This is a genomic window from Mangrovactinospora gilvigrisea (assembly GCF_001879105.1).
Taxonomy (GTDB): domain Bacteria; phylum Actinomycetota; class Actinomycetes; order Streptomycetales; family Streptomycetaceae; genus Mangrovactinospora; species Mangrovactinospora gilvigrisea.
Window position 1 is genome coordinate 1 of the sequence record NZ_MLCF01000096.1, and the last position, 13934, is coordinate 13934.

The window sequence follows — 13934 nt, forward strand, 5'->3', positions numbered from 1 at the left end:
CGGCTTTTCCTCCGGGCGCTTCGTTCTGGGTTAAACCTTACCAGACTTTCCGGCGGGGTTTTTCCCTCCCCCTCTTTCGGCATTCGGGCAACGCAAAACAGAGCGTTACCGTCGTTCCGATAGTTGGGGTGCTGTCCTCGGGGTCTGCGTCCGATCGGGCCTCTCGGCCCGTCCGGCGCCCCCTCTCGAAGGCAGCTGGTCTAACGTACAGGCCCCCGCCGCGGAACGCAAATCCCGTGCGGCGGGGGCCCGTATCCGGGTGACGAGGCGTCAGACCTCGACCACCACAGGGAGGATCATCGGCCGGCGGCGGTAGGTGTCGGACACCCAGCGGCCGATCGCGCGGCGGATCAGCTGCTGCAGCTGGCGGGGGTCGGTGACGCCGTCCTGGGCGGACTGCGCCAGCGCCTCCTCCACCTTCGGCTTCACAGCGTCGAAGGCCTTGTCGTCGATGCCGGAGCCGCGGGACTGGATGTGCGGTCCCCCGACAACCTTGCCGGTCGTCGAGTCGACGACCACGAACACCGAGACGATGCCCTCGTCGCCGAGGATGCGGCGGTCCTTCAGCTCGGCCTCGTTGACGTCGCCGACCGTGAGGCCGTCCACGTACACATAGCCGGCCTGCACCTTGCCCGTGATCTTCGCGCGGCCGTTGACCAGGTCCACCACGACGCCGTCCTCGGCGATCACGCAGCGGTCCTTCGGCACGCCCGTCAGCTCGGCGATCTCGGCGTTGGCCCGCAGGTGGCGCCACTCGCCGTGCACCGGCATCACGTTCTTCGGCTTGCAGATGTTGTAGAAGTACAGCAGCTCGCCGGCCGAGGCGTGGCCCGAGACGTGCACCTTGGCGTTGCCCTTGTGCACCACGTTGGCGCCCCACCGCGTCAGGCCGTTGATGACCCGGTAGACGGCGTTCTCGTTGCCGGGGATCAGCGACGAGGCGAGCACCACGGTGTCGTTCTTGACGATCCGGATCTGGTGGTCGCGGTTGGCCATTCGGGCCAGCGCGGCCATCGGCTCGCCCTGGGAGCCGGTGCACATCAGCACCACCTCCTCGTCGGGCAGGTCGTCCACCGTCTTGAGGTCGACGACGAGGCCCGGCGGCACCCGCAGATAGCCCAGGTCGCGGGCGATACCCATGTTCCTGACCATCGAGCGGCCGACGAAGGCCACCTTGCGGCCGAACTCGTGGGCGGCGTCCAGCACCTGCTGCACGCGGTGCACATGGCTGGCGAAGCTGGCGACGATGATGCGCCGGTCCGCCTTGGCGAACACCTGCCGCAGCGAGTTGCTGATGTCCCGCTCCAGGCCGACGAAGCCGGGGACCTCGGCGTTGGTGGAGTCGGCCAGCAGCAGGTCGATGCCCTCCTCGCCCAGGCGGGCGAAGGCCGGGAGGTCGGTGAGTCGGCCGTCCAGCGGCAGCTGGTCCATCTTGAAGTCGCCGGTGGCGATGACCAGCCCGGCCGGGGTGCGGATGGCGACCGCCAGCGCGTCCGGGATGGAGTGGTTGACCGCGACGAACTCGCAGTCGAAGGGGCCGATGCGCTCGCGCTGCCCCTCCTTCACCTCAAGGGTGTAGGGGCGGATCCGGTGCTCCTGCAGCTTCGCCTCGATCAGCGCCAGCGTCAGCTTGGAGCCGATCAGCGGGATGTCCGGCTTCTCGCGCAGCAGGTAGGGGACGCCGCCGATGTGGTCCTCGTGGCCGTGCGTCAGCACGATGCCGACCACGTCGTCCAGGCGGTCCCGGATGGAGCTGAAGTCGGGCAGGATCAGGTCGACGCCGGGCTGCTCCTCCTCGGGGAACAGCACGCCGCAGTCGACGATCAGGAGGCGGCCGGCGTACTCGAAGACCGTCATGTTGCGGCCGATCTCGCCGAGCCCGCCCAGCGGGGTGATGCGCAGGCCGCCCTCGGCCAGCGCGGGCGGAGCGCCCAGCTCAGGGTGTGGATGACTCAAAAGGTTCTCCTTCGCGCGCGCCCGTGCGGCGCGCCTTGCGTTCATTCGGTTGTCGGATCAAAAACCGATGCGAGCCCCGGCCTCCCGCCTTCCGGCCGGGGGCGCGCATCAACGTCTGTCGTGCACAAGCTTCAGGGGTTCGATTCCCCACTTGCTCAAAGGTGTACCCCGCCGGCCGCCAGATCCGCCTTGAGCTGCTCCGTTTCGGTCTCCGTGAGATCGACGAGCGGGAGGCGGACGGGGCCGGTGCGGTGACCCTGCAGATTGAGGCCGGCCTTGGTGGTCATCACGCCCTGGGTGCGGAAGGTGCCCTGGTAGACCGGGAGAAGGCCCTGATGGATCTTCATCGCCGAAGCGTTGTCGCCGCGCTGGAAAGCGTCCATCAGGTCGACGAGCCGGTCGGCGACGAAGTGGCCGACGACGCTGACGAAACCGGCGGCGCCGACCGACAGCAGCGGCAGGTTGAGCATGTCCTCGCCGGAGTACCAGGGCAGCCCGGTGCGGGCGATGACCCAGGAGGCGGCGCCGAGGTCGCCCTTGGCGTCCTTGTTGGCGACGATCCGCGGGTGCTCGGCGAGCCGGGCCAGTGTCTCGGTGGTCAGCTCGCGGCCCGTCCGTCCGGGGATGTCGTAGAGCATGATGGGCAGCTCCGCGCGGTCCGCGAGGGTGCGGAAGTGCGCGAGCAGGCCCTCCTGGCTCGGCCGGTTGTAGTACGGGGTGACGGCGAGCAGGCCGTGCACGCCCGCCCGCTCGGCGCCGTCGATGGCGGCCAGGGAGCGGCGGGTGTCGTTGGTGCCGACGCCGGCGACGACGAAGGCCTGGTCGCCGACGGCCTCCATGACGGCCCGCAGCAGCCGCTCTTTCTCCTCACCGCTGGTGGTGGGGGACTCGCCGGTGGTGCCGTTGACGACCAGGCCGTCGTTGCCGAGGTCGACGAGGTGGGTGGCGAGGTGCTGGGCGGCGTCGAGGTCGAGCTCGCCGTCCGCGTCGAACGGGGTGACCATTGCGGTCAGCATCCGCCCGAACGGGGTCTGCGGGGTGGAGGTCGGGGCCATGGTGTCGAGGCTACTCGCTAGCTGGGGGTGCACGAATCCCGGAGCCGCCCGCTCGGGGGCTCGGGCGGCGCCGGGATCGTGCGCACCACAATAGACGCACCATCAGATTTCGGGCAATTCAGACGGTCCGTCGGGCCCCAACGAGCCCACCGGGACGGCCGAGGGAGCCGCGGCATCGACGCCCGCGCGGGGTCCCAGTAGGCTCACCCCGGCATCCGGGCCGAACGTCCCGGTCCGCACCACCGTGTGACACAGAGACACCGGGATACCGACACACCGGGACACCGGGACACCGGGACACCGGGACACAGAGATGGGGAGATCGCACCGTGGCCACCGCTGACACCGCCCAGGCCATGTTCGGCAGCCGGACGGGGGCCGAGGCGGGCCGTCGCGGCGCGCCGGACCCGCTGGACGACGCGGTCCGCCCGCCGCTGCACCCCAGCCGCTGGCGCCGGCCGTACCGGATAGGCGGCTACCGGGTCGGCGCGGCGACGGTGCTGCTGGCGCTCTGCCCGATGCTGCTGCTCGGGTCGCTGCTGAGCTATCTCGCGCAGAGCCCGGTGCGGGCGGCCGTGGCCGCGGGGATCGCGCTGGTCCTGGTGGTGCTGGCGCTGCGGATCCTGCGGATGGGCCTCTACGTCAGCACCCGCGGGGTGCGGCGCGTCCGGCTGCTGCGCACGACGAAGCTGCGCTGGCACCAGGTGGGCGAGCTGGTGGTCTACCAGATGCCGGTGCGCGTGCTCGGGACGCCGCGGCGGCGCAACGGCGAGGCGGTGGCGCTGCGGCGGATGTCGGGCGGGGAGCCGTGGGAGGAGATCATCTCCAGCCACAACGCGGACTTCCTGAGCCGTACCCGCAAGGACGACTACCGCGATGCGGTCGCCGCGCTCTTCGACTGGTACCGCGCCTGCACCGACCGCTGACCAGCCGCACCCCGGCACCCCGGCACCCCGGCACCCCCGCGGACCGCGAAGCGGTCCGGGCGGGGTGCCCGGTCGGACGGGGCGGCGAACGCCGCGGCGCGCGGAACGCGAGCCGCTCAGCGCACCCGGCGCCTCAAGCGGATCGCGTGCTGCATCGCCTTCCGCGCCCGCGGAGTGTCCCGCGCGTCGTTGTACGCGATCGCCAGCCGGAACCAGTTGCGCCAGTCCTCCGGCGCCGCCTCCGCCTCCGCCTTCCGCTTCGCGAACACCTCGTCCGCCGAGCCCCGGTCGATCCGGCCGGCCGGCGTGCGGCGCAGCTCGTCCACCGGCAGGCCGCCCTCGGCCTCCAGCTCGCGCGCCAGCGCCTCGCTGCGGAAGCCGAAGTCGACGACCCGCCACAGGAACCACGCGCCGATCACCGGCAGGATCAGCACGGCGACGCCGAACGCGACGACGACCGGTCGGCCGTCGCGGATCAGCACCACGCCGCGGTCGCCGGCCAGCACGAAGTAGAAGACCAGCGCCAGCGACAGCACCGCGAAGGTGATCCGCTGCTTCAGTCCGGGAGCCATGGCCGCCTCAGTCCAGATCGAGGAAGTGCTCCAGGCCCACCGTCAGGCCCGGGGTGTCGACGACGCGCCGCACGCCCAGCAGCACGCCGGGCATGAAGCTGCTGTGGTGCAGCGAGTCGTGACGGATGGTCAGGGTCTCGCCCTCGCCCCCGAAGAGCACCTCCTGGTGCGCCAGCAGGCCCTGCAGCCGGACCGCGTGGACGGGGATCCCGTCGACGTCGGCGCCGCGGGCGCCTTGCAGGCCGTGCGTGGTGGGGTCCTCCTGGCGGGGCAGCCCGGCCGCCTCCCGCGCCTCGGCGATCAGCCGGGCGGTGCGGGCGGCGGTGCCCGACGGGGCGTCGGCCTTGCCGCGGTGGTGCAGCTCGATGACCTCCACCGTCGGCAGGAAGCGCGCGGCGGCCTGGGCGAACTTCATGGTCAGCACCGCGCCGACGGAGAAGTTCGGGGCGATCAGCACGCCGGTGGACGGCGACTCGGCGAGCCGGCCGCGCAGCGTCGCCAGCCGCTCGTCCGTCCAGCCGGTGGTGCCGACCACGGCGTGGATGCCGTTGCGGACGCAGTACCCGACGTTGTCCATCACCGCGTCGGGGTGCGTGAGGTCGACGGCGACCTGGGCGCCGGCCTCCGCCAGGGCGTCCAGGGAGTCGCCCCGGTGCAGGGCCGCGACCAGCTCCAGGTCCTCGGCGGCGTCCACGGCCTTGGCGGCCTCGGAGCCGATGCGGCCGGTGGAGCCGATGACGGCCACGCGCAGCTTGCTCATGCGGGTGCGGGTCCTTCCCAGGGGTTCGTCGGGGGTCGGGCGGTCAGGAGACGGCCTCGGCGAAGGCGGCGGCCTGCTTGTCGCGGAACGGGCCGATCAGGGCGAGGCTGGGCCGCTGCGCCAGGACGTCCCGGGCGACCTCGCGGACCTGGTCCTCCGTCACCCCGTTGACCTTGCCGAGCAGTTCGTCGACCGACAGCTGCCCGCCGTGGCACAGCTCGCCCTTGCCGAGGCGGTTCATCAGCGCCCCGGTGTCCTCCAGGGCGAGGACGGTGGCACCGGCGACCTGGCCGACGGCGCGGCGCAGCTCCTCGCCGCCGATGCCCTCGGTGGCGGCCCGGTCCAGCTCGTCCCGGCAGATCTTGAGGACCTCCCCGGTGCGCTGCGGCTGGCAGCCGGCGTAGATGCCGAAGAGGCCGGAGCCGGCGAACCCGGAGGTGAAGGAGTAGACGGAGTAGGCGAGCCCGCGCTTCTCGCGGACCTCCTGGAAGAGCCGGCTGCTCATGCCGCCGCCGAGCGCGGCGTTGAGGACGCCCAGCGCCCAGCGCCGCTCGTCGGTGCGGGAGACGCCGGGCATGCCGAGGACGATGTGCGCCTGCTCGGTGCTGCGGTCCAGCACCCGGACGGTGCCGGCGGGCGAGACGGCCGCCGGGTCCTCGGGGCGGATGGCGCAGGGGGCGGCGGACCGGTCGGCGTTCGCCAGGACGCCGGCGAAGGCGCGCTCGACGAGCCGCACCACCTGGTCGTGGTCGACGTTGCCGGCGGCCGCGACGACCAGGTTCCGGGGGCCGTAGTGGGCCAGGTAGTGGCCGTGGATGGCGTCCCGGCTGAGGGAGTTGATGCTGTCGACGGTGCCCAGCACGGGCCGCCCGAGCGGGGTGTCGCCGTAGACGGCCTCGGCGAACAGGTCGTGGACCTGGTCCCCCGGGTCGTCCTCGGTCATCGCGATCTCCTCCAGGACGACGCCGCGCTCCGCGTCGACGTCCTCGGCCCGGTTGAGGGCGGAGGTGAGCATGTCGCTGACGACATCGATGGCGAGCGGCAGGTCGTCGTCGAGGACGCGGGCGTAGTAGCAGGTGAACTCCTTCGAGGTGAAGGCGTTCATCTCGCCGCCGACGGCGTCGATCTCGGCCGAGATCTGCAGCGCGGTGCGCCGCGCGGTGCCCTTGAAGAGCAGGTGCTCCAGGTAGTGGGTGGCCCCGCCGAGATCCGGGGTCTCGTCCCGGGAACCGGTGCCGACCCAGATGCCGAAGGTGGCGGAGCGGAAGGTGGGGACGGACTCGGTGAGGATCCGGAGTCCGCCGGGGAGGACGGTGGACCGCACCGTGCTCATCTGCTGCACTGCTGCTTCTCTCGCGTTCGGCTGCGCTGGGCTGGGTGTGCTGCGGGGGGTGCCGCGGGGTGGGACCCGCCGGGCAGGGGGCCCGACGGGACCGACGGTACAGCAGCGGCGGCCCGCCCCGGATCGCCGGGTCGGGCCGCCGCTGGCCGGTGCCGCTCGGTCTTACTTGTCGGCGTCGGCGGAGCCGGAGTCGCCGTCCTCGCCCTCGATGACGGGGATCAGCGAGAGCTTGCCGCGCTGGTCGATCTCGGCGATCTCGACCTGGACCTTGTCGCCGACCTTGACGACGTCCTCGACGTTCTCGACGCGCTTGCCGCCGGAGAGCTTGCGCAGCTGCGAGATGTGCAGCAGGCCGTCCTTGCCCGGCATGAGCGAGACGAAGGCGCCGAACGTCGTGGTCTTCACGACGGTGCCCAGGTAGCGCTCGCCGACCTCCGGCATGGTCGGGTTGGCGATCTGGTTGATCGTGTTCCGGGCGGCCTCGGCGGACGGGCCGTCGGTGGCACCGATGTAGATGGTGCCGTCGTCCTCGATGGTGATCTCGGCGCCGGTGTCGTCCTGGATCTGGTTGATCATCTTGCCCTTGGGGCCGATGACCTCGCCGATCTTGTCGACCGGGATCTTCACCGTGATGATCCGCGGGGCCAGCGGCGACATCTCGTCGGGCTGGTCGATCGCCTCCATCATCACGTCGAGGATGTGCAGTCGGGCCTCCTTGGCCTGCTTCAGCGCGGCCGCCAGCACCGAGGCGGGGATGCCGTCGAGCTTGGTGTCCAGCTGAAGGGCCGTCACGAACTCCTTGGTGCCGGCGACCTTGAAGTCCATGTCGCCGTAGGCGTCCTCGGCACCAAGGATGTCCGTCAGGGTGACGTAGTGCATCTGGTCGTCGATCTCCTGGGAGATCAGACCCATGGCGATGCCGGCGACCGGGGCCTTCAGCGGCACACCGGCGTTCAGCAGCGACATGGTCGACGCGCAGACGGAGCCCATGGAGGTCGAGCCGTTGGAGCCGAGAGCCTCCGACACCTGCCGGATGGCGTAGGGGAACTCCTCGCGGGTCGGCAGGACCGGCACCAGGGCGCGCTCGGCGAGCGCGCCGTGGCCGATCTCGCGGCGCTTGGGGGAGCCCACCCGGCCGGTCTCACCGGTGGAGTAGGGCGGGAAGTTGTAGTTGTGCATGTAGCGCTTGCGCGTCACCGGGGAGAGGGTGTCGAGCTGCTGCTCCATGCGGAGCATGTTGAGCGTGGAGACGCCGAGGATCTGCGTCTCGCCGCGCTCGAAGAGCGCCGAGCCGTGCACCCGCGGGATGACCTCGACCTCGGCCGAGAGGGTGCGGATGTCGGTGATGCCGCGGCCGTCGATGCGGACCTTGTCGCGGATGACGCGCTCGCGCACCAGCTTCTTGGTCAGCGCCCGGTAGGCCCCGGAGATCTCCTTCTCGCGGCCCTCGAACTCCGGGAGGAGCTTGTCGACGGCGATGCCCTTGACGCGGTCGAGCTCGGCCTCGCGCTCCTGCTTGCCGGCGATGGTGAGCGCCTTGGCGAGGTCGTCCTTGACGGCCTTGGACAGCGCCTCGAAGACGTCGTCCTGGTAGTCCAGGAAGACGGGGTACTCGGCGGTGTCCTTGGCGGCGGCGTCGGCCAGCTGCTGCTGGGCGCGGCACAGCTCCTTGATGAAGGGCTTGGCGGCCTCGAGGCCGGCGGCCACGACCTCCTCGGTGGGGGCCTCGGCGCCGTCGGCGACCAGCTTGATGGTCTCCTCGGTGGCCTCGGCCTCGACCATCATGATCGCGACGTCGCCGTCGGGCAGCGTGCGGCCGGCCACGACCATGTCGAAGACGGCGCGCTCCAGCTCGGTGTTGGTCGGGAAGGCGACCCACTGGTTGTCGATCAGCGCGACGCGGGTGCCGCCGATCGGGCCGGAGAACGGCAGCCCGGCGAGCTGGGTGGAGGCGGAGGCGGCGTTGATGGCGACCACGTCGTAGAGGTGGTCGGGGTTGAGCGCCATCACCGTGGCGACGACCTGGATCTCGTTGCGCAGGCCCTTCTTGAAGGACGGGCGCAGCGGGCGGTCGATCAGCCGGCAGGTGAGGATGGCGTCCTCGGAGGGCCGGCCCTCGCGGCGGAAGAACGAGCCGGGGATCTTGCCCGCGGCGTACATCCGCTCCTCGACGTCCACCGTCAGCGGGAAGAAGTCGAGCTGGTCCTTGGGGTGCTTCGAGGCAGTGGTGGCCGACAGCACCATGGTGTCGTCGTCCAGGTAGGCCACGGCGGAGCCGGCGGCCTGGCGGGCCAGCCGGCCCGTCTCGAAGCGGATGGTGCGGATGCCGAACGAGCCGTTGTCGATGACGGCCTCGGCATACGTGGCGTTGTCGTTGGTGTCGACGGTGTCCTGAGCCACCTGTGACTCTCCAGTCTTCTCTGTTCTGCGGCGCGGGCGCGACGGCGCGCGCCGGGCTTCTGAAGGAGTGTCAGGTTGCACACATGCGGGCCGGGCCGGGCCGGTCATCGATCGAAGCCCACGGGAGGAGCGCGGAACGCTGCCTTCCGGTGGCCACTACCGAGGACCGGCGCCTCCTGGCGCCGCCCGGTGCGTGCGGACACTCCGCGGTGCCGGGGCCGAGCCTCCCGGCTCGGTCACACGGCGTGCCCCTCCACCCTACTCAACGTCGGCGGGGTGGACGGCGGGGCTCGGTGAGATCGCGGGCGAAGAGGCCTGCGGATACGGCGAAGGAGCGGCTCCCTCGATCTTGGACCGGGGGGCCGCCCCTCTCACCACGTCTCACGTGACCTCACGCGCTGCCGTTCAGCGGGCGATGGTGGCCCGGCGACGGATGCCCAGGCGGTCGGTCAGCGAGCGGTAGCGCTCGATGTCCTTCTTCGCCAGGTACTGCAGGAGCCGGCGGCGCTGGCCGACCAGGAGGAACATGCCGCGACGGCTGTGGTGGTCGTGCTTGTGGGTCTTGAGGTGGTCCGTCAGGTCGCTGATGCGACGGCTGAGGAGCGCGATCTGGACCTCGGGGGAGCCGGTGTCGCCCTCCTTGGTGCCGTACTCGGCGATGATCTGCTTCTTGCTGGTGTTGTCGAGCGCCACTGGTGGAGGCTCCCTTGTGATCCGGTCGGCGAGCGCCCCCGGTCGTCTGCACGGGAGGTCTGACAGTACTCGTCCGACGCTCCAGCGTATCAGCCGGAACGGGTGCCTCCGACCGCCCTCGAGAGCCCCTCCCGAGGCCCTCCCGAGGCCGTCACAGGGCCGCGGAGGCCCAGTGCCAGGCGGCGGACGGCAGGCCCAGCGCGACGACGCAGAGCGGCACGGGCAGCAGCCGGGCGGCCGCGTCGGCGCCCTCCAGCAGCCGGGCCGCGAGCGGTCCGCGGGCCGGCGGGGCGAGCGCCCCGCACAGCAGCGCGGCGCCGCCGAGGGCGGCGAGCACGGCGAGCACGGGCGAGGCGGGGGCGCGCAGCACCGCGAGGACGGGGACGGCGAGCGCGGCGGCGAGCGGCGGGCAGGCGTGCCGGCCGCGCGGCATCCGCCGGGCGTGCAGGGCGAGCGCGGCGGCGCAGCCGGCGGCGAGCGCCGCGGCGCCGGCCGGGGCGCCGGTCCCGTCGCCGGCCGGGGCTCCCGGGGCGAGCAGCAGGGCCGCGACGGCCGCCGCGGCGACCACCCCGACGGTGGCGGTGAGGCCGGTGAGCAGGGCGTCGGCCCGGCGGCGGCGGGCGGCGAGCGCGTCGAGGTCGACGGGGTCGACGGGCGCGTCCGCGGTGTCCGGACGGTCGAGGGTGTCCGCGCCCGGGCGGTCGGCGGCGTCCTCCGGGTCGAGGCGGGCGGCACGCAGCACCGCCCCGGGCAGCAGCGGCAGCAGGACGGTGGCCGCGGCGAGCGCCACCGCGGCGACCGGACGGACACCGAGCCCGCCGGGCCCCAGGGCCAGCGCCGCCCCGGTGCCGGCGGCGGCCAGCGCGGCGGCCGCCAGGGTGGCCGCGCCGGGGACGAGGGCGGCGAGCACGGCGGCCGTCCCCAGCCCGGCCGCGGCGGCGAGCGGCGCGGGCGGGTGCAGCCGCAGCAGCAGGGCCGCGGCGAGCGCGGCATGCAGCGGGGCGGGCAGGCCGAGGGCGAGCGCGACGCCGCGGCGTCCCCGGCGGGCGGCGAGCGGGGCGGCGGCGAGCAGCAGCACGGCGGTCGCGGCGGCGACCGTCCCGGGGACGGTGCCGGAGCCGGGCGGTGCGCCGCCGCGCGCCAGGGCGGCGGCGAGGGCGGTGAGGACGGCGGCGACGCCCGCCAGCACCGCCGGCCGCAGCGGGCTGCGCGCGGCGGGGGCGCCGGCGGCGAGCGCGTCGGCGATGTCGTCGTGCCGGGGCGCGGGCGGCGGGCCGTCCGGCATCGGCCGGAGCAGCAGCAGGTCGCCGTCGCGGACCCGCTGGGCGGGCAGCGGCAGCTCGGGGTCGAGGCGGGTGCCGTCCAGCCGGAGCAGCACGGTGCCGGGCGCCTCCGCGCGGGCGAGCCGGCCGATCTCGGGGAGCAGCAGGGCCACCGGGACATCGCCCGGCAGCGCCAGATCGGTGCGCCGGCGCGGGCCGCTGACGGTGAGTCGGAGAACGTCTGCCGTGGTCACCCGGCGGACCCTAGGGGGCGCGCGGGGGGACGGTGACGTTTCGGCGGGCGGGGTCCGCTCTTTCGGGGGAACCGGGGGTTCCGGTGGGTCCGGACGGCTCTCGGGCGCGGCAGCATTCGGCGGGATCACCGCCGTGGCCACCGCCGTGTCCGCGGCCCGCAGCGGACAGGGACCGGGGTGCACGGATGACCGATGTCGGAACGGCCGGGATCGGGGTCGGTGCCGGAACTGGCGCTGGTGCCGGTGCCGGTGCGCCGGCCGCGGGCCTGCAGGGGGCGCCGGAGGGCGAGCCGCTGCTGGTGCCCGCGGCGCCCGCGCTGCCCGGGGCCGCGGAGGAGGCGGCCGGCCGGGGCGGGGCGTGGACGGCGCTGCTCCCGCTGCTCGCCTCGGTCGGGGCGCTGCCGCTGCTGCTGATGCCGGGGATGCCGGCCGCGGCGCGACTGGGCGGGGCGGCGATGGTGGCCTCCTCGCTGGCGGTGGGGGCGGCACAGCTGGTGCGGCTGCGGTCCGGGCCGGCCGCCCGGCTGCGGGAGGCGCGGCGCGACTACCTCGCCCTGCTGTCGGAGGTACGCGTCCGGGCGCAGCGGGCGGCGGCCCGGCAGCGGGAGGAGCTGCTGGCGGGGCACCCGGAGCCGGCCCGGCTGTGGGAGCTGGTGGCGGGCGGGCGCACGGTGCGGCGGCGCTGCGGGGACGAGGGGTTCGGTGTGGTCCGGGTCGGCTCGGGCCCGCAGCCGCTGGCGGTGGGCCCGGTGCCGGTGGCGTCCGAGACGCCGCCGGCCCGGCGGGACCCGCTCTGCGAGCGGGCGCGCTGCCGGCTGGTGGCCGTCCACCGCACGGTGCCGGACCTGCCGGTGGTGCTGGCGGTCACCGGGGCGCCGAGGGTGGTGGTGTGCGCGGGTGCGCGCGGCGCGGAGGCGGCGCGCGGGGTGCTGCGTGCGCTGGTCGCGCAGCTGACGGTGCACCATGCGCCGGGGGACGTGGCGGTGGAGGTGCGCGCGGAGGGGGCGGCGGCGCGGCACTGGGAGTGGGTCAAGTGGCTGCCGCACGCGCGGCGTTCGGACGACGGCGGCGGGGGCGCGCCGGCGGACGGGCGGCGGCTGGTGCTGGTCGCGGAGGGGGCGGCGGTGCCGGACCGTCCCGGGGTGACGGTGCTGGAGGCGGCGGCGGGCGGTGCGGACGTGCCCGGCGCGCTGATGGTCGACATCAGCGGCGGCGGTCTGGAGCTGCGCCGGGACGGCGAGGCGTTCCCCGGCGGCGGCACGGCGGACCGGCTCGGGCCGGCGGCGGCGGAGTCGCTGGCGAGGGCGCTGGCCCGCGCGGCGGGTGCGGGGCCGGGGTCGGGGTCGGGAGCGGACGACGCCCCGTCGGGCTTCGCGGCGCTGCACGGGCTGCCGTCCGCGGGCGCCGACCCGGCGGTGACGCAGTCCCGCGGCACCGGCGCGGACCGGCTCCGGGTGCCGATCGGGGTGGTGGAGGGGACGGGGCGGCCGCTGCTGCTCGACCTCAAGGAGGCGGCGGCGGGCGGCGCCGGGCCGCACGGGCTGTGCGTGGGGGCGACCGGCTCGGGGAAGTCGGAGCTGCTGCGGACGCTGGTGCTGGGGCTCGCGCTGACGCACCGCTCGGACGCCGTCAACTTCGTGCTGGTGGACTTCAAGGGCGGCGCGACCTTCGACGGCCTCGCGGCGCTGCCGCACACCGCGGCGCTCGTCACCAACCTGGAGGCGGAGCTGCACCTGGTCGACCGGCTCGCCGACGCGATCGGCGGCGAGCTGCGGCGCCGCCAGGAGGTGCTGCGCGAGGCGGGGGCGCGGCTGGGCGCGCGGCTGCCGGGCGCCGCGGAGTACGAGGCGGCGCGGGCGGACGGGGCGCCGCTGGAGCCGCTGCCGTCGCTGCTGGTCGTGGTGGACGAGTTCGGCGAGCTGCTCGCGGCGCGCGGGGAGTTCGCTGAGGTGTTCACGCAGATCGGGCGGATCGGGCGGTCGCTCGGCGTCCATCTGCTGCTCGCCTCGCAGCGGTTGGAGGAGGGGCGGCTCTCCGGGCTGGAGGCGGCGCTCTCCTATCGGATCGGGCTGCGGACGTTCTCGGCGGAGGAGTCGCGGGCGGCGCTGGGCGTCCCCGACGCGCACACGCTGCCGCGCGTCCCGGGCTGCGGCTATCTGCGGATCGGCTCCGAGCCGCTCACGCGCTTCCGCGCCGCGTACGTCTCCGCCCCGCCGCCGGCCCCGCCCTCGGACGAGCCCCGCGCGGTCCGCCTCTTCGCGGCGGCGACGCGCATCGAGGAGCCTCCCGCGCCGTCCCCGCGTCCGCGTCCCGCCGCGCCCGACGCCCCATGCCCCCAGCCGGCCGATCGCCCCTGGCGGACCCCGGCGGCGGCCCAGCGCACCACCCGCCGCGCCGACCGAGTACCGGCCCCCCGCAAGGCCGGCGACGCCGCACCCCACCAACCGCGGCCGGCAGACCGCGGTCGGCCCGACACCACGTCCGACGCCCACCCCCAGGTCCGCGTCACCGCGACCCGCGCGGAGCGGCCCCGCCCACCCCAGGCCACCACCACGCCGGCCACGGACGCCGGCCGGCAGCAGGGCTCCGAGAGCGTGCCCGGCCCCCGCCAACCCATTCCGCAGACGGGCGGCTCCCAGGCTCCGGCCGACTGGCCGCCAGCCACGCCACCCACCACCTGGCCCACCCCCGGGGCCCCGCCCACAACACCCACC

General features: G+C 74.4%; 10 protein-coding genes. 2 read left to right on the forward strand and 8 right to left on the reverse strand.

Annotated features, from left to right (window positions below; all coding sequences use genetic code 11):
- Positions 1–270 precede the first annotated feature (270 nt).
- Together BIV57_RS16790 and dapA are read right to left on the reverse strand one after the other, a co-directional pair.
- Positions 271–1956 carry a ribonuclease J gene (locus BIV57_RS16790; RefSeq protein WP_071657641.1) on the reverse strand — a complete coding sequence of 562 codons (1686 nt, stop codon included), beginning with the start codon at positions 1954–1956 and terminating at the stop codon, positions 271–273.
- Between the two features lie 155 nt (positions 1957–2111).
- Positions 2112–3011 (reverse strand): 4-hydroxy-tetrahydrodipicolinate synthase, encoded by a 900-nt coding sequence (gene dapA, locus BIV57_RS16795; RefSeq protein ID WP_071657642.1) that lies wholly within the window; start codon positions 3009–3011, stop codon positions 2112–2114.
- Positions 3012–3340: 329 nt separating this feature from the next.
- Here dapA and BIV57_RS16800 point away from each other — a divergent pair, with 329 nt between their 5' ends.
- Positions 3341–3937, forward strand: coding sequence for a hypothetical protein (locus tag BIV57_RS16800; RefSeq protein ID WP_071657643.1), 597 nt, complete (start codon positions 3341–3343; stop codon positions 3935–3937).
- A 116-nt stretch (positions 3938–4053) separates the two neighbouring features.
- Here the strand turns inward: BIV57_RS16800 and BIV57_RS16805 are convergent, their stop codons facing one another.
- The 6 genes from BIV57_RS16805 to eccD form a co-directional block, all read right to left on the reverse strand.
- Positions 4054–4509: a hypothetical protein gene (locus BIV57_RS16805; protein ID WP_419185725.1), complete on the reverse strand. Its 456-nt coding sequence runs from the start codon at positions 4507–4509 to the stop codon at positions 4054–4056.
- Between the two features lie 7 nt (positions 4510–4516).
- Entirely contained in the window at positions 4517–5269 is a 753-nt protein-coding gene (gene dapB / locus BIV57_RS16810) for a 4-hydroxy-tetrahydrodipicolinate reductase (protein WP_071657644.1), read from the reverse strand.
- Between the two features lie 43 nt (positions 5270–5312).
- Positions 5313–6602: a M16 family metallopeptidase gene (locus tag BIV57_RS16815; RefSeq protein WP_079170403.1), complete on the reverse strand. Its 1290-nt coding sequence runs from the start codon at positions 6600–6602 to the stop codon at positions 5313–5315.
- 171 nt (positions 6603–6773) lie between these two features.
- Positions 6774–9011, reverse strand: a complete 2238-nt coding sequence (locus BIV57_RS16820) for a polyribonucleotide nucleotidyltransferase (protein ID WP_071657646.1) — start codon at positions 9009–9011, stop codon at positions 6774–6776.
- Positions 9012–9416: 405 nt separating this feature from the next.
- The gene (gene rpsO / locus BIV57_RS16825; protein WP_071657647.1) at positions 9417–9704 is read right to left on the reverse strand and encodes a 30S ribosomal protein S15; all 288 of its coding nucleotides are present in this window, start codon (positions 9702–9704) and stop codon (positions 9417–9419) included.
- Between the two features lie 151 nt (positions 9705–9855).
- Positions 9856–11220 carry a type VII secretion integral membrane protein EccD gene (gene eccD / locus BIV57_RS16830; RefSeq protein WP_071657648.1) on the reverse strand — a complete coding sequence of 455 codons (1365 nt, stop codon included), beginning with the start codon at positions 11218–11220 and terminating at the stop codon, positions 9856–9858.
- A gap of 185 nt (positions 11221–11405) precedes the next feature.
- Here eccD and BIV57_RS26480 point away from each other — a divergent pair.
- A partial coding sequence (locus BIV57_RS26480) for an FtsK/SpoIIIE domain-containing protein (protein ID WP_265736999.1) occupies positions 11406–13934 on the forward strand: 2529 nt, incomplete at its 3' end.